The sequence below is a fragment of the Streptomyces acidiscabies genome, from assembly GCF_020010905.1.
In the GTDB taxonomy this organism is placed as follows: Bacteria; Actinomycetota; Actinomycetes; order Streptomycetales; family Streptomycetaceae; genus Streptomyces; species Streptomyces acidiscabies.
In genome coordinates, this window is the sequence record NZ_JAGJBY010000001.1 from 438,636 (window position 1) to 463,843 (window position 25,208).

Annotated in this window: 21 protein-coding genes and 1 tRNA gene; 16 read left to right on the forward strand and 6 right to left on the reverse strand. The window is 69.8% G+C overall.

The genetic code is table 11. The features are described from left to right. Positions 1 to 214 precede the first annotated feature (214 nt). The 7 genes from J8M50_RS02015 to J8M50_RS02045 all read left to right on the forward strand — a co-directional run bounded on the left by J8M50_RS02015 (position 215) and on the right by J8M50_RS02045 (position 6,773). The gene (locus J8M50_RS02015) at positions 215 to 1,843 is read left to right on the forward strand and encodes an IS200/IS605 family element transposase accessory protein TnpB (RefSeq protein ID WP_010350678.1); all 1,629 of its coding nucleotides are present in this window, start codon (positions 215 to 217) and stop codon (positions 1,841 to 1,843) included. Positions 1,844 to 1,941: 98 nt separating this feature from the next. Then, positions 1,942 to 2,925: a 1,2-phenylacetyl-CoA epoxidase subunit PaaA gene (gene paaA / locus J8M50_RS02020; protein WP_010350679.1), complete on the forward strand. Its 984-nt coding sequence runs from the start codon at positions 1,942 to 1,944 to the stop codon at positions 2,923 to 2,925. Next, positions 2,922 to 3,206, forward strand: coding sequence for a 1,2-phenylacetyl-CoA epoxidase subunit PaaB (paaB, locus tag J8M50_RS02025; protein ID WP_010350680.1), 285 nt, complete (start codon positions 2,922 to 2,924; stop codon positions 3,204 to 3,206). Before paaA ends, paaB begins: the two co-directional genes overlap by 4 nt. Continuing rightward, on the forward strand, positions 3,203 to 3,919 hold the full coding sequence (gene paaC / locus J8M50_RS02030; RefSeq protein ID WP_010350681.1) for a 1,2-phenylacetyl-CoA epoxidase subunit PaaC: 717 nt from the start codon (positions 3,203 to 3,205) through the stop codon (positions 3,917 to 3,919). The genes paaB and paaC overlap by 4 nt, the downstream gene beginning before the upstream one ends. After that, the gene (gene paaD, locus J8M50_RS02035; RefSeq protein WP_010350682.1) at positions 3,913 to 4,500 is read left to right on the forward strand and encodes a 1,2-phenylacetyl-CoA epoxidase subunit PaaD; all 588 of its coding nucleotides are present in this window, start codon (positions 3,913 to 3,915) and stop codon (positions 4,498 to 4,500) included. Before paaC ends, paaD begins: the two co-directional genes overlap by 7 nt. Further along, complete coding sequence (locus J8M50_RS02040; protein WP_059045104.1) at positions 4,500 to 5,555, forward strand: 2Fe-2S iron-sulfur cluster-binding protein; 1,056 nt, start codon at positions 4,500 to 4,502, stop codon at positions 5,553 to 5,555. Before paaD ends, J8M50_RS02040 begins: the two co-directional genes overlap by 1 nt. An 87-nt stretch (positions 5,556 to 5,642) precedes the next feature. Then, complete coding sequence (locus tag J8M50_RS02045; protein ID WP_010350685.1) at positions 5,643 to 6,773, forward strand: acyl-CoA dehydrogenase family protein; 1,131 nt, start codon at positions 5,643 to 5,645, stop codon at positions 6,771 to 6,773. Between the two features lie 483 nt (positions 6,774 to 7,256). Here J8M50_RS02045 and J8M50_RS02050 read toward each other — a convergent pair whose 3' ends face one another. The 5 genes from J8M50_RS02050 to J8M50_RS02070 form a co-directional block, all read right to left on the reverse strand. Continuing rightward, entirely contained in the window at positions 7,257 to 7,586 is a 330-nt protein-coding gene (locus J8M50_RS02050; protein ID WP_010350686.1) for a rhodanese-like domain-containing protein, read from the reverse strand. Positions 7,587 to 8,117: 531 nt separating this feature from the next. Next, entirely contained in the window at positions 8,118 to 8,921 is an 804-nt protein-coding gene (locus J8M50_RS02055; protein ID WP_010350687.1) for a J domain-containing protein, read from the reverse strand. A 118-nt stretch (positions 8,922 to 9,039) separates the two neighbouring features. Continuing rightward, positions 9,040 to 10,437 carry a DUF2252 domain-containing protein gene (locus J8M50_RS02060; protein ID WP_223786142.1) on the reverse strand — a complete coding sequence of 466 codons (1,398 nt, stop codon included), beginning with the start codon at positions 10,435 to 10,437 and terminating at the stop codon, positions 9,040 to 9,042. 175 nt (positions 10,438 to 10,612) lie between these two features. Continuing rightward, positions 10,613 to 12,265 carry a murein biosynthesis integral membrane protein MurJ gene (gene murJ / locus J8M50_RS02065; protein WP_010350690.1) on the reverse strand — a complete coding sequence of 551 codons (1,653 nt, stop codon included), beginning with the start codon at positions 12,263 to 12,265 and terminating at the stop codon, positions 10,613 to 10,615. A 31-nt stretch (positions 12,266 to 12,296) separates the two neighbouring features. Continuing rightward, on the reverse strand, positions 12,297 to 13,076 hold the full coding sequence (locus J8M50_RS02070; RefSeq protein ID WP_010350691.1) for a DUF4232 domain-containing protein: 780 nt from the start codon (positions 13,074 to 13,076) through the stop codon (positions 12,297 to 12,299). A 188-nt stretch (positions 13,077 to 13,264) separates the two neighbouring features. Between J8M50_RS02070 and J8M50_RS02075 the strand changes: the two genes are divergently transcribed. Together J8M50_RS02075 and J8M50_RS02080 are read left to right on the forward strand one after the other, a co-directional pair. After that, on the forward strand, positions 13,265 to 14,605 hold the full coding sequence (locus J8M50_RS02075; protein ID WP_010350692.1) for a helix-turn-helix domain-containing protein: 1,341 nt from the start codon (positions 13,265 to 13,267) through the stop codon (positions 14,603 to 14,605). A 161-nt stretch (positions 14,606 to 14,766) separates the two neighbouring features. Continuing rightward, entirely contained in the window at positions 14,767 to 15,645 is an 879-nt protein-coding gene (locus tag J8M50_RS02080; protein WP_010350693.1) for an alpha/beta fold hydrolase, read from the forward strand. 170 nt (positions 15,646 to 15,815) lie between these two features. Here J8M50_RS02080 and J8M50_RS02085 read toward each other — a convergent pair. After that, a tRNA-Leu gene (locus tag J8M50_RS02085) sits at positions 15,816 to 15,899 on the reverse strand. A 378-nt stretch (positions 15,900 to 16,277) separates the two neighbouring features. Between J8M50_RS02085 and J8M50_RS02090 the strand changes: the two genes are divergently transcribed. The 7 genes from J8M50_RS02090 to J8M50_RS02120 all read left to right on the forward strand — a co-directional run bounded on the left by J8M50_RS02090 (position 16,278) and on the right by J8M50_RS02120 (position 25,169). Next, positions 16,278 to 17,129 (forward strand): FHA domain-containing protein, encoded by an 852-nt coding sequence (locus J8M50_RS02090; RefSeq protein ID WP_010350694.1) that lies wholly within the window; start codon positions 16,278 to 16,280, stop codon positions 17,127 to 17,129. Positions 17,130 to 17,139: 10 nt separating this feature from the next. After that, positions 17,140 to 17,679: an FHA domain-containing protein FhaB/FipA gene (locus J8M50_RS02095; protein ID WP_010350695.1), complete on the forward strand. Its 540-nt coding sequence runs from the start codon at positions 17,140 to 17,142 to the stop codon at positions 17,677 to 17,679. 104 nt (positions 17,680 to 17,783) lie between these two features. After that, positions 17,784 to 19,289, forward strand: coding sequence for a Stp1/IreP family PP2C-type Ser/Thr phosphatase (locus tag J8M50_RS02100; RefSeq protein ID WP_010350696.1), 1,506 nt, complete (start codon positions 17,784 to 17,786; stop codon positions 19,287 to 19,289). A 49-nt stretch (positions 19,290 to 19,338) separates the two neighbouring features. Next, positions 19,339 to 20,778: an FtsW/RodA/SpoVE family cell cycle protein gene (locus J8M50_RS02105; RefSeq protein ID WP_010350697.1), complete on the forward strand. Its 1,440-nt coding sequence runs from the start codon at positions 19,339 to 19,341 to the stop codon at positions 20,776 to 20,778. Further along, positions 20,775 to 22,238 carry a penicillin-binding transpeptidase domain-containing protein gene (locus tag J8M50_RS02110; protein ID WP_010350698.1) on the forward strand — a complete coding sequence of 488 codons (1,464 nt, stop codon included), beginning with the start codon at positions 20,775 to 20,777 and terminating at the stop codon, positions 22,236 to 22,238. Before J8M50_RS02105 ends, J8M50_RS02110 begins: the two co-directional genes overlap by 4 nt. Positions 22,239 to 22,407: 169 nt before the next feature. After that, positions 22,408 to 24,414: a Stk1 family PASTA domain-containing Ser/Thr kinase gene (pknB, locus tag J8M50_RS02115; protein ID WP_029183409.1), complete on the forward strand. Its 2,007-nt coding sequence runs from the start codon at positions 22,408 to 22,410 to the stop codon at positions 24,412 to 24,414. Between the two features lie 116 nt (positions 24,415 to 24,530). Then, positions 24,531 to 25,169, forward strand: coding sequence for a hypothetical protein (locus J8M50_RS02120; protein WP_029183410.1), 639 nt, complete (start codon positions 24,531 to 24,533; stop codon positions 25,167 to 25,169). The last annotated feature ends 39 nt before the right edge of the window (positions 25,170 to 25,208 follow it).

Below are 25,208 nucleotides of genomic sequence, written 5' to 3' on the forward strand. Positions count from 1 at the left end.
AGGCTGGTTCGGGAGTTGTCCACAGGGGTTGTGGACTGCTGCGGTGGAACAGCACGGGAGTGCGTTCTGGCCACACAGGGGTGTGTCCGAGCCCTGGCGAGTGCTTCACGCGCGAGGGAACAAAGTTTCTTTCGTCGAACGTGTGACCTTTCCCGGTGGTGGTCGTTGAGGGTGATGGGGAAGGTCTTCGGTTCCGGAGGGGAGGGTGATCGGGATGAGCGGGCTGCGGGAGGTGGCGGCTCCGTTCGTGGTGCCCGGCCCCGCCGGTGTGGCGATACGTGCCCGTCTGAAGGGTCTGCCGCCTGAGGACGAGGAGGTGCTGCGGCTGGTGGGTGCGCATCTGGGCTCGCTCGCCTCCTGGGATCTCAAGGTGCGGTGTGCTGACGGGCTGGAGCATTCCGCTGAGACGTGGGCGGTCCGTAAGCGGGAGCTGACGCCGTTGTCGTCGTCGCGCTGGGCGGGGGCGGTCACGAAGGCCACGCATGATCAGTGGGCGTTGGCCCGGCGCGGACAGGCCGCTCACGTCCAGTCCCTCGAAGCCGGCATCCGCACGATCCGGCACCGGCTGTCACTCCCCCTCGGGGAGAAGGGCGGCAAACGGGCGCCGGGCGGCTACTGCTCGCAGGGGGAGTGGTTCCACAAGTCCCGCCGCCTGCACGTCCTGCAAGACCGGCTGACCGCTGTGCGTGCTGATCGTGAGGCCGGTGTCGTCCGTGTCGTGCGGGGCGGCAGGCGTCTGCTCGCCACCCGTCACCACCTCGACGCCGCCCGGCTCACCGAGGCCGGGTGGCGTGAGCGGTGGGAGGCCGGGCGCTGGTTCCTCCAGGCGGACGGGGAGTCCGGCAAGCGCCACGGCAACGAGACGATCCGTGTCGCCCCGGACGGCGAGGTGAGCATCAAGCTCCCCGCGCCACTTGCCGGGTACGCGAACGCCAAGCACGGCCGGTACGTCCTGGCCGCGCGGGTGTCCTTCCCGCACCGGGCAACCGAGTGGGCCGACCGCGTCGAGGTGAACCGGGCTGTTGCCTACCGCATCCACCGGGACACGGTGCGCGGGCGCTGGTACCTGACCGCCGCCTGGACCTTCCCCGTCACCCGGACGATCCCCCTGGCCGCAGCTCTCGCCGAGGGGGTGATCGGTGTCGACACCAATGCCGATCACCTCGCCGCCTGGCGCCTCGACACCCACGGCAACCCCATCGGCAGCCCGCGCCGCTTCTTCTACGACCTGTCCGGCACCGCCGACCACCGCGACGCGCAGGTCCGCCACGCCCTCACGCGGCTCCTGAACTGGGCCAGGTCATGCGGCGTCAAGGCGATCGCTGTCGAGGACCTCGACTTCACGGCGGAGAAGACCCGCGAGAAGCACGGTCGCAGGAAACGCTTCAAGCAGATCGTCTCCGGTATGCCGACCGGGAAGCTCCGTGCTCGGCTGACGTCGATGGCCGACGCGACCGGCATCGCGATCATCGCTGTCGACCCGGCGTACACCTCGATGTGGGGCGCGCAGTACTGGAAGAAGCCCCTCACCACGAAGAACCGTCAGACCACCCGTCACGATGCCGCGAGCATCGCGATCGGGCGACGCGCCCAAGGGCATCCGATCCGGCGTCGGACGGCCCCGCCCCGCGACGACCGGAGTGATCGTCGCGGGCATCGGACCGTCCAGGCCCGACCGGACACCCTCGGGCGTGAGGGACCCCGCCCCCGCGTTCCCGGACCACGCACACGATGCGAGCCACCGGACGCGGAGCGAACGCGGGCGACCAGGACACCCAACACCGTTCGGGATGTCCGCAGTGACCAGGCATGGGTCCAAGACCCACTCCTGCTCACTGACTAGGAACGGTTATCCACAGCGGTTGACATGGCTCGGCGGGGGTTTCATCCTGGAATTCGACGGACCGAACGATCGGTCGGGAGAGGGTGAGGGGGATCGGGATGGCGACAGTGGCAGCGGAGCGGCGAACGCCGGAGTCCGGGGACGACGGCGACCGTCAGCGCCTCTTCGACGCGGCCGTGGCGGCGGACGACCGTATCGAGCCGCGCGACTGGATGCCGGACGCGTACCGGGCGACGCTCGTGCGGCAGATCGCCCAGCACGCGCACTCGGAGATCATCGGCATGCAGCCGGAGGCGAACTGGATCACCCGGGCGCCCTCCCTGCGCCGCAAGGCGATCCTGATGGCGAAGGTGCAGGACGAGGCGGGCCACGGCCTGTACCTGTACAGCGCGGCGGAGACGCTGGGCACGAGCCGCGACGAACTGCTCGACAAGCTCCACACGGGCCGCCAGAAGTACTCCTCGATCTTCAACTACCCCACCCTGACCTGGGCGGACGTAGGGGCGATCGGCTGGCTGGTGGACGGCGCGGCGATCACGAACCAGGTCCCCCTGTGCCGCTGCTCGTACGGCCCGTACGCCCGCGCGATGGTCCGCGTCTGCAAGGAGGAGTCGTTCCACCAGCGCCAGGGATACGAACTGCTGCTGGCTCTGAGCAACGGCACGAGCGAACAGCACGCGATGGCGCAGGACGCGGTGGACCGCTGGTGGTGGCCGTCCCTGATGATGTTCGGCCCGCCGGACGACGAGTCCGCGCACTCCGCGCAGTCGATGGCGTGGAAGATCAAGCGCCACTCGAACGACGACCTGCGCCGGCGCTTCGTGGACATCTGCGTCCCCCAGGCCGAGTCCCTGGGCCTCACCCTCCCGGACCCGGACCTGAGGTGGAACGAGGAGCGGGGCCACCACGACTTCGGCCCGATCGACTGGACGGAGTTCAAGGAGGTCCTGAAGGGCAACGGCCCGTGCAACGAGCAGCGCATCACCCAGCGCAGGCAGGCCCACGAGGACGGCGCCTGGGTGAGGGAAGCGGCGGCGGCCCACGCCGCGAAGCACACCGGCGAGACAGGAGCCCGCGCATGACCACCGACTGGCCCCTCTGGGAGGTCTTCGTCCGCTCCCGCCGAGGCCTCGCGCACACGCACGCGGGCAGCCTCCACGCCCCGGACGCGGAACTGGCCCTGCGCAACGCCCGCGACCTGTACACCCGCCGTGGCGAGGGCGTCTCCATCTGGGTCGTCCCCTCCACCGAGATCACCGCCTCCTCCCCCGACGAGAAGGACCCGTTCTTCGACCCGTCCGCCGACAAGCCGTACCGCCACCCGACGTTCTACGAGATCCCGGAGGGGGTGAAGCACCTGTGACGCCGACGCGTACGGCACCGGCGCTCGCCCTCGGCGACGACGCGCTGATCCTCTCCCACCGCCTCGGCGAGTGGATGGGCCACGCCCCGGTCCTGGAGGAGGAACTCGCCCTGGCGAACATCGCCCTGGACCTCCTCGGCCAGGCCCGCGTCCTCCTCTCGCTGGTCGGCGACGAGGACGAACTGGCCTACCTGCGCGAGGAGCGCGCCTTTTGCAACGTCCAGCTCGTGGAGCAGCCGAACGGCGACTTCGCGCACACGATCGCCCGCCAGCTCTACTTCTCGACGTACCAGCACCTGCTGTACGGGGAACTCGCGCGCGGGGAGGGCGAGTTCAGCGGCCTCGCGGCGAAGGCCGTCAAGGAGACCGCGTACCACCGCGACCACGCCGAGCAGTGGACGCTGCGCCTGGGCGACGGCACGGACGAGAGCCACGCGCGGATGCGCACGGCGTGCGAGGCGCTGTGGCGGTTCACCGGCGAGCTGTTCGAGCCGGTGGAGGGCCTCGGCGTCGACCCCGGGCCGCTGGAGTCGGCGTGGCGGACCTCGGTGGAGGAGGTCCTCGGCCGCGCCGGGCTGCCCGTCCCGGAGGGTCCGCGCACCGGCGCGTGGCGGGCGGGCGCCGGTCGGCAGGGGCTGCACACGGAGTCGTTCGGCCGGATGCTCGCGGAGATGCAGCATCTGCACCGCAGTCACCCGGGGGCGTCATGGTGACGGCCCTGGAGGAGAGGCTCCTCGCGGTCGCGGGCTCCGTCCTCGACCCCGAGCTGCCGGTCCTGACCCTGAGCGAACTCGGCGTGGTCCGCGCGGTGCACGTCCAGGGGCCGGGCGCGGTCGAGGTGGACCTCACGCCGACGTACACGGGCTGTCCGGCGGTGGAGGCGATGTCCGCCGACATCGAACGGGCGCTGCGGGCGGAGGGCATGCGCGAGGTGACCGTCCGCCGGGTCCTCGCTCCGGCGTGGTCGACGGACGACATCACGGAGGAAGGCCGCCGGAAACTCAGGGAGTTCGGGATCGCGCCGCCTCGGGTGAGGGGTGGTGCGGGGCCGGTGCCGGTGAGTCTGGGGGTGACGCGCGGGGCGGGGGTTGCGGGTGCGGCTTCTGAAGAACGCCCGCCGCACGGGACCCCGGCCGGCTCGCCGGGCGCCCTGGTGGACGACGTCCCCATCCCCTGCCCCCACTGCGGCTCCGCCGACACCGAGTTGCTCAGCCGGTTCTCGTCCACCGCCTGCAAGGCGTTGCGGCGGTGCCGGTCCTGTCTCGAACCCTTCGACCACTTCAAGGAGTTGTGATGGCCCGCTTCCACGCGCTCCGGGTGACCGAGGTGGAGCCGCTGACGGACGACTCCGTGGCGCTGACGTTCGCGGTGCCGCCGGAGCTGCGGGAGGCGTACCGGCACGCCGCCGGCCAGCATCTGGCGCTGCGGCGGCGGGTCGACGGTGAGGAGATCCGGCGTACGTACTCGATCTGTTCACCGGCGCCGGGTGCGGAGGGGCCTCGGACGTTGCGGGTGGGGGTGCGGCTGGTGGAGGGGGGCGCGTTCTCGACGTACGCGCTCAAGGAGATCGCCGCCGGGGACGAGGTGGAGGTGATGACCCCGGCCGGACGGTTCACGCTGGAACCGGCGCCGGGGCTGTACGCGGCGGTCGTCGGGGGCAGCGGGATCACGCCCGTGCTGTCGATCGCCGCGACGCTCCTCGCGCGGGAGCGGACCGCCCGGTTCTGCCTGGTGCGCGGTGACCGTACGGCGGCGTCGACGATGTTCCTGGAGGAGGTGGCCGACCTCAAGGACCGCTATCCGGACCGGTTCCAGCTGGTGACGGCGCTGTCGCGGGAGGAGCAGCAGGCGGGGCTGCCGTCCGGGCGGCTGAACCGGGAGCGGCTGACCGCGCTGCTTCCGGCGCTGCTGCCGGTCGGCGACGTGGCGGGGTGGTTCCTGTGCGGGCCGTTCGGGCTGGTGACCGGTGCGGAGGAGGCGCTCCGTGAGCTGGGGGTCCCCCGCGAGCGGGTCCACCAGGAGATCTTCCACGTGGCCGACGCGCCCGCGCCGACACGGCCGTCCGCGCCCGCGCACAGCACGCTCACGGCCCGGCTGGACGGCCGGTCCGGGACCTGGCCCGTCCAGGACGGGGAGTCGCTGCTGGAGACGGTGCTGCGGGTGCGGCCCGATGCGCCGTACGCCTGCAAGGGGGGTGTCTGCGGGACCTGTCGGGCGTTCCTCGTGTCCGGGGAGGTGCGGATGGACCGCAACTTCGCGCTGGAGCCGGAGGAGACGGAGGCGGGGTATGTGCTGGCGTGTCAGTCGCGTCCGGTGACGGAGGGGGTGAAGGTGGACTTCGACAGGTGAAGGGGTGTGGGCGTTCCCTTCTTCTAGAACCTGTTCTATCTTGACGGACCGTCAGATTTGAGTGGACCCCGTCGGGAGGACCAGGCCGTGGACTTCACGTTCAGCGAGGAGCAGCAGGCGGCGGCCGAGGCGGCGCGCGGGGTGTTCGCGGGGGTGGCGCCCGACGGGGTGCCGTCACCGGCGAAGACCCAAGGGCGGCCGGTCGCCGAGGGGTTCGACCGTGAGCTGTGGGCGAAGCTCGCGGACGCGGATCTGCTGAGTCTGCTGCTCGACGAGGAGTACGGCGGGGCCGGGCTCGATGTCGTCGCGCTCTGTCTGGTGCTGCGGGAGGCCGGGAAGGTGCTCGCGCGGGTGCCGTTGCTGGAGAGCGTCGCGGCGTCGGCCGCGATCCAGGCGTACGGGGCCGTCGAGTTGAAAGAGGCGGTGCTCGGGGCGGCCGGGCGGGGGGAGACGGTGTTGACCGTCGCCGCGCACGGGCGGACGGGGCATGACGGGGCCGAACTCTCGGTTGCCGCGCGGCGGGAGGGGGCGGGGTGGGTGCTCGATGGGGTGCAGACGGTGGTGCCTTGGGCGTTCGACGCGGACCTCGTCGTCGTACCGGCGCATGTGGGGGACGGGCGGAGTGTGCTGGCCGTCGTGCCGGTCGGGGATGTCGTGCTCGGGGAGCAGGTGTCGACCGCCGGGGAGCGGGTGGGGGAGGTGCGGCTGGAGTCCGTGCGGGTTGCGGGGGAGTACGTCGTGGAGGGGGACGGGGCTTGGGAGTGGTTGTGGGGGGTGCTGGCTGTGGGGACCTGTGCGGTGGCCTCCGGCCTGGGGGAGCGGGTGTTGCTGATGACCGCGGAGTACACGGCCGGGCGGGAGCAGTTCGGGTATCCGATCGCTACGTTCCAGGCGGTTGCCGTGCAGGCTGCGGACCGGTACATCGACCTTCGCGCCATGGAGGCGACCCTCTGGCAGGCCGCCTGGCGCATTGCCTCCGGCACGCGGGGGGTTCTGCCGGTTGCCGGGGATGTGGCTGTGGCCAAGGTGTGGGCTGCGGAGGGGGTGCGGAGGGTTGTGCAGACGGCTCAGCATCTGCATGGGGGGTTTGGGGCCGATGCGGATTATTCGTTGCATCGGTATCACGCTTGGGCGAAGCAGGTTGAGCTGTCGCTGGGGGCGGCGGGGGGGTATGAGGAGGCGTTGGGGGAGTTGTTGGGGGCGTATTCGTTGGGGTGATGCCTAATGGGGGTGCCAGGGGGGGTTGTGTGGCGGGTGCGGCGCCGTTGTGGCTGGTCGCGCAGTTCCCCGCGCCCCTAAAAGATATGCGGCTCGCCGTGGGAAACATGCACCCCGGTGGGCGTTCCGGCGCCCCCTGTTGAACAGGGGCGTTGCTGTTTCCCGCCCGCCAAGGGGCGCCCCGCGCTGGGCCTTCGGCCAAGTACGTGCGCCCCTTGTTCCGGCCGTGCTCAGACCACGGTGCCCGGGTCTCCCGAGGGGCGCCCCGCGCTGGGGCTTCGACCAACTGCGTGCGCCCCACTTTCCCGGCCGTGCTCAGACCACCGTGCCGGGTCTCCCGAGCGGCGCCCCGCGCTGGGGCTTCAACCAAGCGCGTGCGCCCCACTGTTCCGACCCTGCTCAGACCACCGTGCCGGGTCTCCCGAGCGGCGCCCCGCGCTGGGGCTTCAACCAAGCGCGTGCGCCCCACTGTCCCGGCCCGGCTCAGACCACCGTGCCCGGGTCTCCCGACGGGCGTACCACCGGCTTGCCCTCGGATTCCCATGCCTGCATTCCGCCGATGACGTTGACCGCGTCGATGCCCTGCTGGACGAGGTACGCCGTGACCTGGGCCGAGCGTCCGCCCGAGCGGCAGATGACGTTGACTCGGGCGTCTTGCGGGGCCGCCTCGGTCAGCTCGCCGTAGCGGGCCACGAAGTCGCTCATGGGGATGTGCAGGGCACCGGCGGCATGGCCCGCCTGCCACTCGTCGTCCTCGCGGACGTCCAGCAGGAAGTCGCCGTCCTTGAGGTCCGCGACCTCGACCGTGGGCACACCAGCTCCGAAACTCATGCCCCGACGCTACCCGAACCACGCGCCCGGCCGGCCGGGGACCACCGGTCCCACACGTCGACGCCCACAAACGGTCACGGCGGGGTGGGGCAAGGTGCGGGGCAGGGGGATGCAGGGCAGGTAGTGCGGGCGGGATGCGGGACCGGGCGGCAGGCAGGGTGCGGGCGTCTGGCGTCGGGCGGAGCCTTACCCCACCGGCACCGCGCCTGCCCCACCCTCTTCGCCGTAGCTGCGGGCAGTCGTGCCGCACCACCCGCCGTCCCGCACCTGTCCCACCCCCCTGCCGCAGCTACGGGCAGCCGCCCCGCACCCGCTCCACCCCCTTGCTCTAGCTGCGGGCAGTCGTGCCTCCCCCAAGCTCTTCGAGCAGGGGGGACCCCCAGGGCGGCACGGGTGGGCGCAGCGACACCCCGCCAGCGCGGGCAAGCGCCGACGCCCCAAGCCCAGCCACCCACCAACCCGCACCCGAACCACCACTGCAGCCCCACCAGCCCCGTACACGCCCGCCCCCAACTACCCCAGCAACCCCGCCAGTTCCCGCTCCCTGTTCGCCACGTCCGTCAGCAACTGTTCGGCGATCTCCTCCAGCAAACGGTCAGGATCGTCCGGCGCCAGCTTCAGCATGGAGCCGATCGCGCTGTCCTCCAGCTCCTTCGCGAGCGCGGCCAGCATCTCCTTGCGCTGGGCGAGCCATTCGAGGCGGGCGTAGAGGACGTCACCGGGAGCGGGTTCGCGCTCCGGGGGGACCGGGCCCGCGGCCCACTCCTCGGACAGCTCACGGAGCAGCGCCTCGTCGCCACGGGCGTACGCGGCGTTCACTCGCGTGATGAACTCCTCGCGGCGGAGCCGTTCCGCGTCCTCCTGGGCGAGGTCGGGGTGCGCCTTGCGGGCGAGGTCGCGGTACAGCTTGCGCGCCTCGTCGCTGGGGCGGACGCGCTCCGGGGGGCGTACGGGCTGCTCCGTCAGCATCGCCACCGCCTCCGGGAACAGTCCGTCGCCGTCCATCCAGCCGTGGAACAGCTCCTCGACGCCGGGCATGGGCATCACCCGCGCCCGCGCCTCCGCCGCGATCCGTACGTCCTCCGGGTCACCGGTCCGCGCGGCCCTCGCCTCCGCGATCTGCGCGTCCAGTTCATCGAGCCGGGCGTACATCGGTCCCAGCTTCTGGTGATGCAGCCGGGAGAAGTTGTCGACCTCCACACGGAAGGTCTCCACCGCGATCTCGAACTCGATCAGCGCCTGCTCGGCGGCCCGCACGGCCTGCGCGAGCCGCTCCTCGGGCCGCGCCGGCTCAGCTTCAGCTTCGGGGGTCGTCACCCGCCCAGCGTAATCGCTCCGCCGAGGACGCCGGGTGCGTACGAATCCTGGCAGGGATACGGCCGCGAGGTGAGCCACCTCAGCCAGGCCCACGCCCCCGCCTCCACGCATCCCTCCCTCACACCCCCATCTCCGCCTCCACCCTCCCCTCCCGTACTCCTGTCACCAGCGCCCCATGGTCCGCCTCCGTTCGGTCCGCGTACCTCACCGCGAACTCCGCGATCGCCTCGTCCAGTTCCTCGCTCTTGCCGCAGTAGCCGGCGATCAGGCGGGGGTCGGTGCTGTGGGTGTGGGCCCGGGCCAGGAGCGCGCCGGTCATGCGGGCGTAGTCGTCCAGCTGGTCGGGCGCGAGGGCCGCGGGGTCGACGCTGCCCTTGCGGTTGCGGAACTGGCGGACCTGGAAGGGGCGGCCGGAGACCGTCGTCCAGCCGAGGAGGATGTCGCTGACCACCTGCATGCGCTTCTGGCCGAGGACGACCCGGCGCCCCTCGTGGTCGACGGGGTCGACGGGGAAACCGGCGGTCACCAGGTGGGGGACCAGCGCGGAGGGGCGGGCCTCCTTCACCTGGAGGATCAGGGGCTCGCCGCGGTGGTCGAGGAGAAGGACCACGTACGAGCGCGCACCCACGCTGCCCGTGCCGACGATGCGGAACGCGACGTCGTGGATCGAGTGGCGGGCCAGCAGGGGAAGACGGTCCTCGGAGAGGGTCGTGAGGTAGGACTCCAAGCCCAGGACGACCGCCGACGCCTCCTCGTCCGGGACGCGGCGCAGGACGGGCGGCGCGTCCACGAAGCGGCGTCCGCCGGTCTCGGAGGCCTCCGTCGACTTCGCCGCGAAGCGCCCGCTCGTGTTGGCGCGGGCCTTCTCCGAGACCCTCTCCAGCGTGCCCACCAGATCGCGGGCGTCGCTGTGGGAGACCAGTTCCTCGTCGGCGATGGCGTTCCACGCGTCGAGGACGGGCAGCTTGGCCAGCAGCCGCATCGTGCGCCGGTAGGCACCGACCGTGCCGTGCGCGGCCTCACGGCACGTGTCCTCGTCGGCACCGGCCTCGCGGCCCGCGAGCACGAGGGACGCGGCGAGGCGCTTGAGGTCCCACTCCCAGGGGCCGATCACCGTCTCGTCGAAGTCGTTGAGGTCGATGACCAGATGCCCACGGGCGTCGCCGTACAGACCGAAGTTCGCGGCGTGCGCGTCGCCACAGATCTGGGCCGGGATTCTCGTCGCGGGCGTGCGTGCCAGGTCGTACGCCATGAGTCCGGCGGAGCCGCGCAGGAACGCGAACGGCGAGGCCGCCATCCGCCCCACCCTTATCGGCGTCAGCTCGGCGATGCGGCCCCGGTTCGACTCCTCCACGACGGCGACGACCTCGGGCCGGGCCTCGTCCACCTCGAACCCGGCGTGCGCACTCCGCGGCACCGCCCGCCGCAGCCCCTTCCCCGCCTCCTTGGGCGACTCGCCCGAGTCCCCGTTCCACTCCGCGAACCCCGCCACCCGAGGAATCCGAACCCCGCTCACGACCGACCGCCTCCCCCGTGCACCACCGCACGATCATCAACTCGCCCCGACCGTACAGCCATCCCCCGAAACCCGGCACACCCTGTGGATAACTCCCGACTTGTGGACAACTCCGTCACCCACCCGCACCCCATCCCTCACGTGACTCCCGGAGCCCTCCCCGACTCCCCACCCCTCACTTGAACCCCGGCACCCTCCCCAACTCCCCCACCCCCACCACCCGAGCCACCCCGAGAAACACCACTCCCACCACCACAACCCCCGCAGCCAGCGCACCCCCCGCCCCCAACACCCCTCCACCCAGAGCCGTTTCACAAACCCGAGCCACCACCCACCCAGCCCCCGCACCGACCCCCGCCGCGAAAACCACCTTCGTGTACGACCGCCGCACCTCCCCAGAATCCAACCGCCCCCCGACCCGCTTCCTCAACGCCCGCACAGTTATCAGCAACCCGGCGAAATAGGACACCGTGTACCCCCCGGCCATCCCCACCACAGCCCACCGAGCCGGCAGCACCGCATGGCAGACGCTCGCCAGTGCGATGTTCACGACGACGACCCAGCACGTCATGAAGAACGGTGTGCGAGTGTCCTCGAAGGCATAAAAACCCCGGAGCAGCAAATACTGCGCGGAGAACGGGATCAGTCCCAGGCCGAATGCCTGAAGCATCTGCCCCAGCGGACGGACGGACTCCGCGTCGGCGGCACCGTGCGCGAAGACAACCGTCGCTATTTGAGGTCCGAGCGCCAGGAAAAGAAAAGCCGCAGGGACGATCACCACCCCACTCACCCGCAACGCCCGCGAGATATCCCCCCGAAGATCCCCGAGCCGCCCTTCGGCGACAGCCTTGCTCATCCGGGGCAGCAGAGCAGTCACCAGCGAGACCGTCACGATGGACTGGGGCAGCATCCAGATGGTCTGGGCGTAGGTGTAGGAGGAATACCCCACGCCACCACTAGGCAGAGCATTGTCAGCGGCATTGGCGTAATTCGTGACGACAGTCAGGGAAACCTGATTGGCGAGAACGAACAACAACGTCCACTTGGCAGCATGGACACTCCCCCCAAGCCCCGTCCCCTTCCAGTCGAACCGAGGCCGAAACCGGAACCCGGCGGCCCGCGCGAAGGGAATCAGCGCGAGGGCCTGGACGACGATCCCGGCAGTGGTGCCGATCCCCAGCAACCTCACCTGCGTATCCGTGATGTCCTGCACCCGCTCGGGAACAGTCATGAACCCGAGATAGCACCCGAACATCCCGATCAGCACGAAATTGTTGAGCACCGGAGTCCACATCATCGCGCCGAATTTCTCCCGCGCGTTGAGGACCTGCCCGTACATCCCGAACACCCCGTAGAAAAAGATCTGCGGCAACAGGAACCGGGCGAAAGTGACGGTCAGTTCGAAGGCCGCGTGATGGGAGGGAGTGTCCCGCATATAGAGGGACACGATCTCCGGCGCCGCCCACACCGCCACCGCCGTACCCACCGCGAGAACGGTCACGACGAGGGTGACGAGCCGCTGCTCGTAGGCCCGCCCGCCATCGGCGTCGGTGGCCCGCGCCCGTACGAGCTGAGGAACGAGGACCGCGTTCAGCGCACCCCCGATCAGCAGCGTGTACAGGCTGGTCGGCACGGTGTTGGCCGTGTTGTACGTGCTGGCCAGCAACCCCGTGCCGAGCGCCGCCGCCTGAAGCACCTGCCGGATCAGCCCCGTCGCCCGCGACACGACCGTACCCAGCGCCATCAGGACGGACGCGCGCCCGACCCCCGCCTGCTTCTTCTCCGCCGCGTACCGACGCCGCGCCACGCTGCCCGCCCCCTGAACCATGCGGGCCAACTTAGCTACCCGCGCGGGCCGTTCACCACATCAGGGCGTCGTCCATGTCCTGCTGCCAGTACGTCACCTGGAGGGAGTCGTCGATGTAGACGCCCCCGGCGGGCAGCTTCGGCTTGGCGCTGGTCCCGACGCTGCCGCCGTCCATGTCACGGCCGTAGAAGGACACCGCCAGCGACTTCACCGTACGGCTGCCCGAGGCGCTGCCGTCGGTCGCCGCGAGCGCGACCCCGGCGTACCCGGACTGCCCCGGTTCCAGCGTGACGACGGCCTGCGGCTGCGAGTCCTCGATGACCGGCGGCACGGACTGCGCGCCGGTGAAGGCGACGGCCGGGTAGTAGTACAGGAAGCAGGGCTTGCTGCCGGTGTTGGTGACGGTCAGCAGCATGTGGTTGACGGGCCGGTTGACGGGCGAGGCGACGGTCTTGGTGTTGGACCCCTCGCAGGTGACGGGCGAGGCGGACTTCCCGGCGGAGGGCTTGCCGGTGGAGCCGCCCGACGTACCCCCGGAGGTGCCGCCGGAAACGGAGGATTCCTTGCCGGACGAGCCGGCCGAAGAGCCACCGGACGAGCCGCCCGACGAACCCCCCGTCGAAGTGGACCCACCGGCCGTGGAACCCCCAGAACCCTGAGCCGGAGCAGAAGCGGGCGGCGCGTCCGAGGAGGACGCCGGCACCGGCACCCCGGTGACATCGACCCCCGTCCCGTCCTTGCAGGCGGTCATCGACAACGCGGCCATCACGACGCCCGCCGCAACGCTCACGAGACGGACACGACGGGTACGGGAGGTACGGAAACCGGACATGGCTGAGCTGCCCCTTAGTCGTTCGGGTCGGTGTGGTGCTTGGATGACCCGAGCTTGTGGGGCGATCCGTCCCAACCGCCACGCCCAGCGCCCAGTTGGGAACGCCGGAACGGAAAAACACACTCCCACCAGGGGAAACGCGGTCCGCCTGGAACGCGCGAACGGGACACGGAAAGAGGGAGCGACAGGTGTCAGCGACGGTGGGGGCCGACGACATCGAGGAATTCGCGGCACGCCTGCGCACCCTCAAGGACCGTTCAGGACTCAGCTACGGCACCCTCGCCAAGCGCCTCCACATGAGTACGTCGACACTCCACCGCTACTGCAACGGCACCGCCGTACCCCCCGAGTACGCCCCCGTCGAACGCCTCGCCCGAGCCTGCCGCGCGACCCCCGACGAACTGGTGGACCTCCACCGCCACTGGATCCTCGCGGACACGGCGCGCAGACGCCGTACGAAGGAGACGACGGACCCGTACGTCCCTGTCGAGCCGACCGCCGAGACGGCCCCCGAGACCACCCCGGCGCCCCCCACCGCACCCGCACCTGAGCCCACCACCCCGACCTGGGCCAAGCAGCCCGCCACCCCCACAACCCCCGCCGCCCCGAACGCCCCCACCGAAACCCCCGACACCCTCGAAGGCCCACCCCCCTCCCGCAAACTCCCCCGCAAAGCCACCCTCATAGCCGCAGCAGCACTGGTCACCGCCCTAACCGCCGCAGCCCTGGTCGCGAACCGCCCGAACAACGCCTCCCCGGACGAGAAAGCGGCCGGCCTCACCACCCCCACCATCGCCGCCCCCTCGGCAACCCCCTCCCCCACCCCCTCCCCGAGCACCTCGCCGACCCCCTCCGCGTCCCCCTCGACGACGGCCCCCTCGGCGTCGGCCCCGGAAGCCGCCCCCCAACCCACCGGCGCCCCCCTGACGGTCCGCGTCAGCCCGTACGTCTACGAGTCCCCCTGTAGCCAACAGTTCCTCGTGGACAGCGAACCCGCCCAGATGGGCCCGCCCGCACCGGAACCCGACGCCCCCCGCTGGGCCGCGGCGAACGGCGCGGTCTCCGCGAACCAGCAGATGATCGGCCTGACCCTCCAGGGCACGGGCCAGGAGACGGTCGTCCTGGAGTCCCTGAACGTCCGCATCCTGACCAAGCACACCCCGCTCGCGTGGAACGTGTACGCCATGGGCTCGGGCTGCGGCGGCAACGTGGAGACGAAGTCGTTCGCGGTCGACCTGGACCAGGGCAGCCCGGCGGTGACGGTGAAGGGCGGCCAGCGCGACTTCCCGTACAAGGTCAGCGAATCGGACCCGGAGGTCTTCTACATCAACGCGACGACGTCCGCGCACGACGTCCGCTGGGACCTCACCCTGAACTGGTCGAGCGGCGCCCGCACCGGCACCGTCCACATCGACAACAAGGGCACCCCGTTCCGTACGAGCGCCGACGACGGCCGGGACATCTGGGACTACCCCCTGGGCGGCAACGAGTGGATCCGCACCCCGCGCAACGAGGGCCAGACCCCCTGAAGAAACCCCCAGGCCGATGATCCAGTCATCGGATAAGGTCCTCGGCATGTCCTACATGTTCGTCCGCCTCCGGACCGCAGCCTAAGAAGTCATCCCGCCGGCATCGGCTTCTCAGCCATGCCCGCGTACCGCGCTGCCCACCGGACATAGGACTGATCCGTATGACATCCGTCTCCACCAACCCCTCCCGCCCGAGTACGACGTTCGTGCTCGTGCACGGCTCCTGCTCCAGCTCGCTGATGTGGACCCCGGTCCAGCGCGAGCTGGCGCTGCTCGGCCACCGCAGCCTCGCCGTCGACCTGCCGGGACACGGCTTCGACGCGCAGTACTCCGCCGCCTACCAGGCCCCCCAGGACCTCGACGCCTGGGCGGCCGAGCCGTCGACCCTGGCCAAGGTCACCCTTCAGGACAACGTCGACATGGTCGTCGACGTCGTCCGGCGGGTGGCCGAGCACGGGCCGGTCGTCCTCGTGGGCGCCAGCCTCGGCGGCACCACCATCACGGGGGTCGGCAACACGATCCCCGACCTGGTGGACCGGCTCGTGTACATCTCCGCCTGGTCGTGCGTGCAGCGCTCGAACCCCATCGAGTACATGCAGGAACCCGAGTTCGCCGACAACCTGCTCGCCCCGCTGGCAGCACTGAACGTCGGCGACCCCGCCGAACTCGGCGTCGGCCGGGCCAACTACCGCACCGCCGACCCGACCCTGTTCACCGCGGCCAAGGCGGCGATCATGGCGGACGGCACCGACGACCAGTTCCGGGCCTTCCTCAACATCCTCCAGCCGGACGAGTCCCTGGCGGTGATGATGTCCGACGCACGGGTCCAGGCCGACACCTGGGGCACCATCCCCCGCACCTACATCCGCCTGGCCGACGACCGGACGCTCCCCGTAGCCATGCAGGACCGCCTGATCGCCGAAGCCGACGCCCTGACCCCCGACAACCCGTACGACGTACACACCCTCACCACCAGCCACGTCGGCTTCCTGCTCGAACCGGCGGAAGTGGCCGGCATCCTCGACCGACTGACCAGCTAGCGCGCCGAGGGGGGCAGCCGACCGGCTGCCCCCCTCTCTCTCTCACGCACAACGCCACCCGATGAGAGAGACCTCACACCGACAGGAAAATCACACAACACCGCACCAACACCATCACCACAACGCAGAAGGTCCCTCCCCGAAACCCGGGGAGGGACCTTCTGTCACTGTGCGCGAGGGGGGAGTTGAACCCCCACGCCCTTTCGGGCACTGGAACCTGAATCCAGCGCGTCTGCCTATTCCGCCACCCGCGCATTGGGTGTGTCTTCCGCGTTCCCGCCCTTGTGGGCTGGCCCCTTCCGACGTGGAAAACATTACCACGGGGGATCCGGCCCCTTCACCTCACTTGTCACACAGGGGTACCCACCGTCCCGCCCCGGTGAGTGACACGTATCAACCTCGTACCGGTGTTCCCCCGTCTCCCAGGAAGCCGGAGCAGGTGCACAGTCAGGTGCGGGACACTGGTCCGTGAGCGCCTCTACGATCCTCGGCAGCACGGCGCGAAAGGGGAACCGGCTCTTTCACCGCCGCGTGGATACGATCAGTAAGCAGTACGAGCAACAGCACGAGACGTTCGAACAGCACGGCCCACAGCGACAACGACAGAGCCGTCACGACGGAGGAGGTGCCCCATGGGAGTTCTGAAGAAGTTCGAACAACGCCTGGAAGGGCTGGTCAACGGCACCTTCGCCAAGGTCTTCAAGTCCGAGGTCCAGCCCGTGGAGATCGCCGGAGCGCTCCAGCGCGAGTGCGACAACAACGCCCAGATCTGGAACCGGGACCGGACCGTCGTCCCCAACGACTTCATCGTCGAGCTGAGCACGCCCGACCACGAGCGCCTCAGCCCCTACTCCGGACAGCTCGGTGACGAACTGGCCGGGATGGTGCGGGACTACGCGAAGCAGCAGCGCTACACCTTCATGGGGCCGATCAAGGTCAACCTGGAGAAGGCGGACGACCTGGACACGGGCCTGTACCGGGTCCGCAGCCGCACCCTCTCCGGCTCGACCGACCAGCAGGCCCCCGCCGGCAGACCGGCCGCCCCGGCGCCGTACGGCGCACCCCCGATGCCCGCCTCCCCGCCGCCCGGGCGTCCCGGATACGGCTACCCGCCCAGCGCGGGACCAGCGGGCCCGGCGAGCCAGGCGGGCCCGGCAGGACAGGGCGGCGGCGGCCTCGCCGGTGCGCCCGCCCCCGGCTCCCGCGCCCGGCACTGGATCGAGATCAACGGCGCCCGCCACCAGATCTCCGGCGCGACCCTGGTCCTCGGCCGCTCCACCGACGCCGACGTGCGCATCGACGACCCGGGCGTCTCGCGCCGGCACTGCGAGATCCGTACCGGTTCGCCCTCCACCGTCCAGGACCTCGGGTCCACGAACGGCATCGTGGTGGACGGACAGCACACCACCCGCGCTACGCTCCGCGACGGCTCGCGGATCGTCGTGGGCAGCACCACCGTTATCTATAGGCAAGCCGAAGGGTGAAGCGGGGGCAATGTCAGAGCTGACCCTGACGGTCATGCGGCTGGGTTTCCTGGCCGTACTGTGGCTGTTCGTGATCGTGGCCGTACAGGTCATCCGCAGCGACCTGTTCGGTACGCGCGTCACCCAGCGCGGCTCGCAGCGCTCCCGGCGCGGCGGTGACCAGAACGCGCAGCAGGGACGACGGCAGCAGCAGGCCGCCGCCGCGCCCCCGCAGCAGCGCCAGCAGCCCGCCTCCGGGGGCCGCCGGGGCCGTAACGCACCCACCAAGCTGGTCGTCTCCGAGGGCACCCTCACCGGCACGACCGTCGCGCTCCAGGGCCAGACCATCACCCTGGGCCGCGCGCACGACTCGACGATCGTGCTGGACGACGACTACGCCTCCAGCCGCCATGCCAGGATCTACCCGGACCGCGACGGCAACTGGATCGTCGAGGACCTCAACTCCACCAACGGCACGTACCTCGACCGAACGCGGCTGACGACCCCCACACCCATCCCGCTGGGTGCTCCCATCCGCATCGGCAAGACCGTCATCGAGCTGCGGAAGTAGTGCTGCATCATGAATGAGCGCGAGCGGAGCGAGCTCCCGACCGGAGGGTGGGCAGTGTGGCTCGACACGACCGGCCTTACGCCGAACCGACCGGTGAGGTGCGCATGAGTCTCTCCCTGCGCTTCGCCGCCGGATCGCACAAGGGCATGATCCGCGAGGGCAACGAGGACTCCGGATACGCCGGGCCCCGCCTGCTCGCCATCGCGGACGGCATGGGCGGCGCCGCCGCCGGCGAGGTCGCCTCCTCCGAGGCGATCTCCACGATCGTCGCGCTCGACGAGGACATCCCCGGCTCGGACGTCCTCACCTCCCTCGCCAACGCCGTGCAGCGCGCCAACGACCAGCTGCGCTCGCTGGTCGACGAGGACCCCCAGCTCGAAGGCATGGGGACGACCCTGACCGCCCTGCTGTGGACGGGCCAGCGCCTCGGCCTCGTCCACGTCGGCGACTCGCGCGCCTACCTGCTGCGCGACGGCGTCCTCACCCAGATCACGCAGGACCACACCTGGGTGCAGCGCCTCGTCGACGAGGGCCGGATCACCGAGGAGGAGGCGACGACCCACCCCCAGCGCTCCCTCCTGATGCGCGCCCTCGGCTCCGCCGAGCACGTCGAACCCGACCTCTCGATCCGCGAGGTCAGGGCGGGCGACCGGTATCTGATCTGCTCCGACGGCCTCTCCGGCGTCGTCTCCCACCAGACCCTCGAAGAGACCCTGGCCAGCTACCAGGGGCCCCACGAGACCATCCAGGAGCTGATCCAGCTCGCCCTGCGCGGCGGCGGCCCCGACAACATCACCGTGATCGTCGCGGACGTCCTCGACCTCGACACCGGTGACACCCTCGCGAGCCAGCTGTACGACACCCCCGTGGTCGTCGGCGCGGTCGCCGAGAACCAGCTCCAGCAGCCGCACGACAACGGCATCATGCAGACCCCGGCCGGCCGCGCCGCGAACCTCGGACGGCACCGCGCGAACCCCGGCGGCGGCGAGTTCGGGCCCCCCGGATCGGGGGACGTGACCGGTTTCATCTCCACCGACGGCTTCGGCGACTACTCCGAGGACGACTTCGTCAAACCCCGCAAGAGCCGTAAGTGGCTCAAGGTCTCCCTGTACAGCGCGCTCGCCCTCGCGGTCGTCGGCGCCGGTCTGTACGGCGGCTGGCGGTGGACGCAGACGCAGTACTACGTCGCCGCCAAGGGCGAGCACCTCGCGCTGTACCGGGGGATCAGCCAGGACCTCGCCTGGGTCTCGCTCTCGAAGGTCGAGAAGGACCACCCCGAGATCGAACTCAAGTACCTCCCGCAGTACCAGCAGAAGCAGGTCGAGGAGACGATCCCGGCGTCCAGCCTGAAGGGCGCCCAGAAGAAACTCGACGAGCTGTCCGTCCAGGCGTCCGCGTGCAAGAAGCAGGCGCAGGACGGGAGTTCGGGAACCGGATCCTCGTCGTCCGCGTCCAAGCCGACGCCGAGCCCGTCGGCCACGACGGGTACGCAGAGCCCGGCACCGAACGCGTCCCCGTCCCCGGCGGCCAGCCCGTCGCCCACCCCGAGCCCCGGGCCGACTCTCTCTCAGGAGGAGGAGCAGGTCGTCTCGCTGTGCGGCAAGCAGTAGCGAGCCGTGAGGCAAGCAAGAGGCAAGCCGTGAGAGGCCCCGTCACACGATGAGCAGTACTACCAACACACCGACGCACCACACGTCCACGATCGGTGCCATCGGCGCGCCGAGCAGACGCAACACCGAGCTGGGACTGCTGGTGTTCGCCGTCCTCATCCCGGTGTTCGCCTACGCCAACGTGGGCCTCGCCATCAACGAGCAGGTCCCCGCGGGGCTGCTCAGCTATGGCCTGGGACTCGGTCTGCTGGCCGGCGTCGCACACCTCGTCGTACGGAAGTTCGCGCCGTACGCCGACCCGCTGCTGCTGCCGCTGGCGACGCTGCTCAACGGGCTCGGGCTGGTCGCGATCTGGCGCCTGGACCAGTCGAAGTTCCTCCAGAACGCCGACCAGGCGGGCAACGCGGCGCCCCGGCAGCTCATGTACACGGCGATGGGCATCGCGCTCTTCATCGTCGTCCTGATCTTCCTGAAGGACCACCGCGTCCTCCAGCGCTACACGTACATCTCGATGGCCGGCGCGATCTTCCTGCTGCTGCTGCCGCTGGTCCCCGGCCTTGGGCGGAACATCTACGGCGCGAAGATCTGGATCTCGGTCGCCGGGTTCTCCATCCAGCCCGGTGAGTTCGCGAAGATCGTGCTCGCGATCTTCTTCGCCGGGTACCTGATGGTGAAGCGGGACGCCCTCGCGCTCGCCAGCCGCCGGTTCCTCGGTCTCTACCTGCCGCGCGGGCGCGACCTCGGGCCGATCCTCGTGGTCTGGTTCCTGTCGATCCTCATCCTGGTCTTCGAGACCGACCTCGGAACCTCGCTGCTGTTCTTCGGCATGTTCGTGATCATGCTGTACGTCGCGACCGAGCGGACCAGCTGGATCGTCTTCGGTCTGCTGATGTCCTCGGTCGGCGCGGTCGGCGTCGCGAGCTTCGAGTCGCACGTCCAGCAGCGCGTCGAGGCGTGGCAGAACCCGATGGGCGAGTACAAGCTCTCCCAGCAGGGCGTCATCGGCCACTCCGAGCAGGCCATGCAGGCGCTGTGGGCCTTCGGCTCCGGCGGCACGCTCGGCACCGGCTGGGGCCAGGGCCACTCCGAACTGATCAAGTTCGCCGCGAACTCCGACTTCATCCTCGCCACCTTCGGCGAGGAACTGGGCCTGGCCGGACTGATGGCCCTGCTCCTGCTGTACGGGCTGATCGTGGAGCGCGGCATCCGTACGGCGCTCGCCGCGCGCGACCCGTTCGGCAAGCTCCTCGCCATCGGCCTGTCCGGCGCGTTCGCCCTCCAGGTGTTCGTCGTCGCCGGCGGTGTGATGGGCCTCATTCCGCTGACGGGTATGACGATGCCGTTCCTGGCGTTCGGCGGTTCCTCCGTCATCGCCAACTGGGCGCTCATCGGCATCCTCATCCGCATCAGCGACACGGCCCGCCGCCCGGCCCCGGCCCCCGCTCCCAGCCCCGACGCCGAGATGACCCAGGTGGTCCGACCCTCATGAACAAGCCCCTGCGCCGCGTCGCGATCTTCTGCGGTCTGCTGATCCTCGCCCTGCTGGTACGGGGGAACTGGCTCCAGTACGTCCAGGCGAACGAGCTGGCCACCGACGACAAGAACCGGCGGGTGCCGATCACCCGGTACTCCATCCCGCGCGGCGACATCATCGTGAACGGCAAGGCGATCACCGGCTCGGTGGAGACCACCGGGGACTACAAGTACAAGCGGACCTGGAAGGACGGCGCCATGTGGGCGCCGGTCACCGGGTTCTCGTCGCAGGCGTTCGGCTCCAACTTCCTGGAGAACCTGGAGGACGGCATCCTCTCGGGCACCGACGACCGCCTCTTCTTCCGCAACACCCTCGACATGCTCACCGGCAAGCAGCGCGCGGGCGGCAGCGTCGTCACCACCCTCAACGCCGCCGCGCAGAAGGCGGCGTACGAGGGTCTCGCCGGCAAGAAGGGCGCCGCCGCCGCGATCGACCCGACCACCGGCAAGATCCTCGCGCTGGTCTCGACCCCCTCGTACGACCCCTCGAAGTTCGCCGGGCAGTCCACGGCCGACGGCAAGGCGTGGACCGCCGTACAGAAGAAGAACGACCCCGACGACCCGATGCTGAACCGGGCGCTGCGCGAGACGTACCCGCCGGGGTCGACGTTCAAGGTCGTGACGGCCGCCGCCGCGCTGGAGAACGGGATCGTCTCCGGGATCGACGACAAGACCGACACCCCGGACCCGTACCGGCTGCCGCAGTCCTCGACCGACCTCGGCAACGAGCACAGCGGCTGCGAGAACGCCAACTTCCGGTTCGCGCTGGAGGTCTCCTGCAACACCGTCTTCGCGAAGATGTCCGACAACGTCGGCAACAAGAAGATGATCGCGCAGGCCGAGAAGTTCGGCTTCAACGAGGGCAAGCTGGACGTCCCGGTCCGCGCCGCCGAGTCCGTCTACCCCGAGGACAACCGCCCGCAGAACGCCCTCGACGGCATCGGGCAGGGCTCCAACCGGGCCACCCCGCTCCAGATGGCGATGGTCGCCGCGGCCGTCGCCAACGACGGCAAGCTGATGAAGCCGTACATGGTGGACTCGCTCAAGTCGCCCAACCTGGACACCCTGGAGACCACCGAACCCAAGGAGCTCTCCCAGGCGGTCTCCTCCGCCACCGCGCAGAAGCTCCAGGACATGATGGAGACGGTCGTCGAGACCGGTACCGGGAAGAACGCCCAGATCGACGGCGTCAAGGTCGGCGGCAAGACCGGTACCGCGCAGCACGGTCTGAACAACAGCGAGAAGCCGTACGCCTGGTTCATCTCCTACGCCAAGCTGGCCGACGGCTCCTCGCCGGTGGCCGTGGCCGTCGTCGTCGAGGACGGTTCCGCCGTCCGCGAGGACATCACCGGCGGCGGTCTCGCCGCACCGGTGGCGAAGGCCGTGATGCAGGCAGTCATCGGCAACAAGAAGTGACCCCGCTCACGTAATCCGCGCATCGGTGCACGTTGCGATACCGGTCCTGTATCGAGTAACACGCTTGGCCAGGTGAGACAGAGCGAGCCGGGTAGCGTATCCCCGGACGGCAGCCGCCGACCGGACCTGTATCCCGGTCGGGACCGACGGAGAGGGCTGGTAAAGAGCTATGGAAGAGCCGCGTCGCCTAGGCGGCCGGTACGAGCTGGGCCAGGTGCTCGGCCGTGGTGGCATGGCGGAGGTCTACCTCGCGCATGACACCCGCCTTGGCCGCACCGTGGCGGTGAAGACGCTGCGCGTGGACCTCGCGCGCGACCCTTCCTTCCAGGCCAGGTTCCGCCGGGAGGCCCAGTCGGCCGCCTCGCTCAACCATCCCGCGATCGTGGCGGTCTACGACACGGGCGAGGACTACCTCGACGGGGTCTCGATCCCGTACATCGTCATGGAGTACGTCGACGGCTCCACGCTCCGCGAACTCCTGCACTCCGGGCGCAAGCTGCTGCCCGAGCGCTCGATGGAGATGACCGTCGGCATCCTCCAGGGGCTGGAGTACGCGCACCGCAGCGGCATCGTCCACCGCGACATCAAGCCGGCGAACGTCATGCTGACGCGCACCGGCCAGGTCAAGGTCATGGACTTCGGCATCGCCCGCGCGATGGGCGACTCCGGGATGACGATGACGCAGACCTCCGCGGTCATCGGGACGGCCCAGTACCTCTCGCCGGAGCAGGCGAAGGGGGAGCAGGTCGACGCGCGCTCCGACCTGTACTCCACGGGCTGCCTGCTGTACGAGCTGCTCACCGTACGGCCGCCGTTCGTCGGCGACTCCCCCGTCGCGGTCGCCTATCAGCACGTCCGCGAGGAGCCGCAGCCGCCGTCCGTCTTCGATCCGGAGATCACGCCGGAGATGGACGCGATCGTCCTCAAGGCGCTCGTCAAGGACCCCAACTACCGCTACCAGTCCGCCGATCAGATGCGGGCCGACATCGAGGCGTGCCTCGACGGGCAGCCGGTGCAGGCCACCGCCGCGTTCGGCGCGGTGGGATACGGCGGCTACGGCGACGACCAGGCGACCACCGCGCTGCGGTCCGACTCGGGGGCGACGACCATGTTGCCGCCGATGAACCCCGATGACGGGGGGTTCGCCGGGTACGACGACCGGCCGGCTCGGCGGCGTCAGCAGAAGAAGTCGAACACGTCGACGATCGTGCTGGCGTTGGCTGCGGTGCTGGTGCTGGTGGGGGCGGTGCTGATCGGGTGGTACGTCACCAACGGGGACGGGGCCAAGAACAACACCACTGCGGTGCCGTCCTTCGTCGGGCAGACGGAACAACAGGCTCGGCAGACTGCCGTCAACGGCGATCTCCAGGTCGCGGTCGCCGAGAAGAAGCCCTGTGAGAACGCCGAGACCGGGAAGGTCTGTTCCCAGGTCCCGGCTGCGGGGGCGACCGTCGACAAGCAGACGACGGTCAAGCTCGTGATCTCCACGGGGGCGCCGAAGGTGGCAGTTCCCAGTGTTCTCGGTGAGGACGTGGACAAGGCCACGGAGAAGCTTGAGGGCGACGAGTACCAGTTCAACGTCAAGACCGTGACGCAGGAGTCCACCGAGGAGCCGGGCAAGGTTCTGGCGCAGGACCCCAAGCTCGGCGACCAGGTCGAGAAGGGGTCGACCATCACGCTGACCGTCGCGAAGGCTGCTGCGAAGGAGACCGTTCCGGACGTCACCGGGCTCAGCTGCGACGACGCCAAGGCCCGGATCGAGCAGAACGACCTCACGGCCGGCTCCTGCTCCAACGTCCAGGTCCAGGACCAGAACCAGAACGGCAAGGTCGTCTCGACCAACCCGTCGATCGGTCAGCAGGTCAACAAGGACACCACGGTCAACATCCAGGTCGGCCAGGCTCAGACCCAGGTGCCGGGCAACCTCGTCGGGCTCACCCTGAAGGATGCCAAGCAGGCGCTTCAGAACGCCGGGCTCCAGGTCGGCAACATCCAGGGGCCGCAGGACGACAACGCCCGGGTGTTCGGGTCCAACCCCAGCCCCGGGCAGACCGTGCAACCCGGCCAGACCGTCAACCTCGGTACCGTCGACGGCGGTAACAACGGGGGCAACAACAACGGCGGCGGCGGTTTCTTCGGCGGGCTCAATGGGGCGGCGTTCCGCACGGAGGACTGACGTCCGGTCCCACCTCGAAACCCCGGTTCCCTCGTCGTGAGGGGGCCGGGGTTTTTCGTTGCTCATCTGTTCGTATGTCGATCGTGTCTTCGGATCGGTTCACTCGTTTGCAGGACATGATCAACGAAACCGTGCTGTTGGAGTCGAAGTCGCTGCGGGAGAGTGTGGCGGAGCGGACGGAGGTGTTGGACCGGGTGAAGGTGTTGTCGTTGCTGCCGGATGGGGTGCATGTGACGACGGCGATGGTGGCGAAGTACTTCGGGGTGGGGGCGGAGGCGATCATGTCTCTCGTCAAGGACCACCGAGCGGAGCTGGAAGCCAATGGCTACCGGGTTTTGACAGGTACAGAACTGAAGTCCTTTAAGGACTTCAGTGGGGTTCAGTCCCGCACCCGGTCCCTCGCCCTCTACTCCCGCCGAGCCGTCCTCAACGTCGCCATGCTCCTCCGCGACAGCGAAACCGCACGTCAGGTGCGTGTGTACCTCCTGGACATGGAGTACATGGTCCGCTCCGAGCCTGTGGATAACTCTGTCCACAGGCTCTCCGACCCCTTCCTCCAGGCTGTGGATGACCGCATCGACGACCGCATCGTCCACATCCTCAGCAAGACCGTCGTCCCCATGTTCAACGCGCTCATCGAGACGTCGGGAGAGCACCGCAAGGAGTTGGTGTCGCTGCGGGCCGACGTACAGGACGTCGAGAGGCGGCTCCGGCAGCACAAGGCGAGGCTGCGGCGGATCATGAGCGCGGTGTGAACGACTGAGTGACTTGAAGTCACTCAGTCAGCCGAGTTA

Coding starts and splice junctions, on each gene's coding strand:
- J8M50_RS02015 (WP_010350678.1), top strand. CDS start 215: ATGAGCGGGCTGCGGGAGGTGGCGGCTCCGTTCGTGGTGCCCGGCCCC.
- paaA (WP_010350679.1), top strand. CDS start 1,942: ATGGCGACAGTGGCAGCGGAGCGGCGAACGCCGGAGTCCGGGGACGAC.
- paaB (WP_010350680.1), top strand. CDS start 2,922: ATGACCACCGACTGGCCCCTCTGGGAGGTCTTCGTCCGCTCCCGCCGA.
- paaD (WP_010350682.1), top strand. CDS start 3,913: ATGGTGACGGCCCTGGAGGAGAGGCTCCTCGCGGTCGCGGGCTCCGTC.
- J8M50_RS02040 (WP_059045104.1), top strand. CDS start 4,500: ATGGCCCGCTTCCACGCGCTCCGGGTGACCGAGGTGGAGCCGCTGACG.
- murJ (WP_010350690.1), bottom strand. CDS start 12,265: ATGGTTCAGGGGGCGGGCAGCGTGGCGCGGCGTCGGTACGCGGCGGAG.
- J8M50_RS02070 (WP_010350691.1), bottom strand. CDS start 13,076: ATGTCCGGTTTCCGTACCTCCCGTACCCGTCGTGTCCGTCTCGTGAGC.
- J8M50_RS02080 (WP_010350693.1), top strand. CDS start 14,767: ATGACATCCGTCTCCACCAACCCCTCCCGCCCGAGTACGACGTTCGTG.
- J8M50_RS02090 (WP_010350694.1), top strand. CDS start 16,278: ATGGGAGTTCTGAAGAAGTTCGAACAACGCCTGGAAGGGCTGGTCAAC.
- J8M50_RS02095 (WP_010350695.1), top strand. CDS start 17,140: ATGTCAGAGCTGACCCTGACGGTCATGCGGCTGGGTTTCCTGGCCGTA.
- J8M50_RS02100 (WP_010350696.1), top strand. CDS start 17,784: ATGAGTCTCTCCCTGCGCTTCGCCGCCGGATCGCACAAGGGCATGATC.
- J8M50_RS02105 (WP_010350697.1), top strand. CDS start 19,339: ATGAGCAGTACTACCAACACACCGACGCACCACACGTCCACGATCGGT.
- J8M50_RS02110 (WP_010350698.1), top strand. CDS start 20,775: ATGAACAAGCCCCTGCGCCGCGTCGCGATCTTCTGCGGTCTGCTGATC.
- pknB (WP_029183409.1), top strand. CDS start 22,408: ATGGAAGAGCCGCGTCGCCTAGGCGGCCGGTACGAGCTGGGCCAGGTG.
- J8M50_RS02120 (WP_029183410.1), top strand. CDS start 24,531: ATGATCAACGAAACCGTGCTGTTGGAGTCGAAGTCGCTGCGGGAGAGT.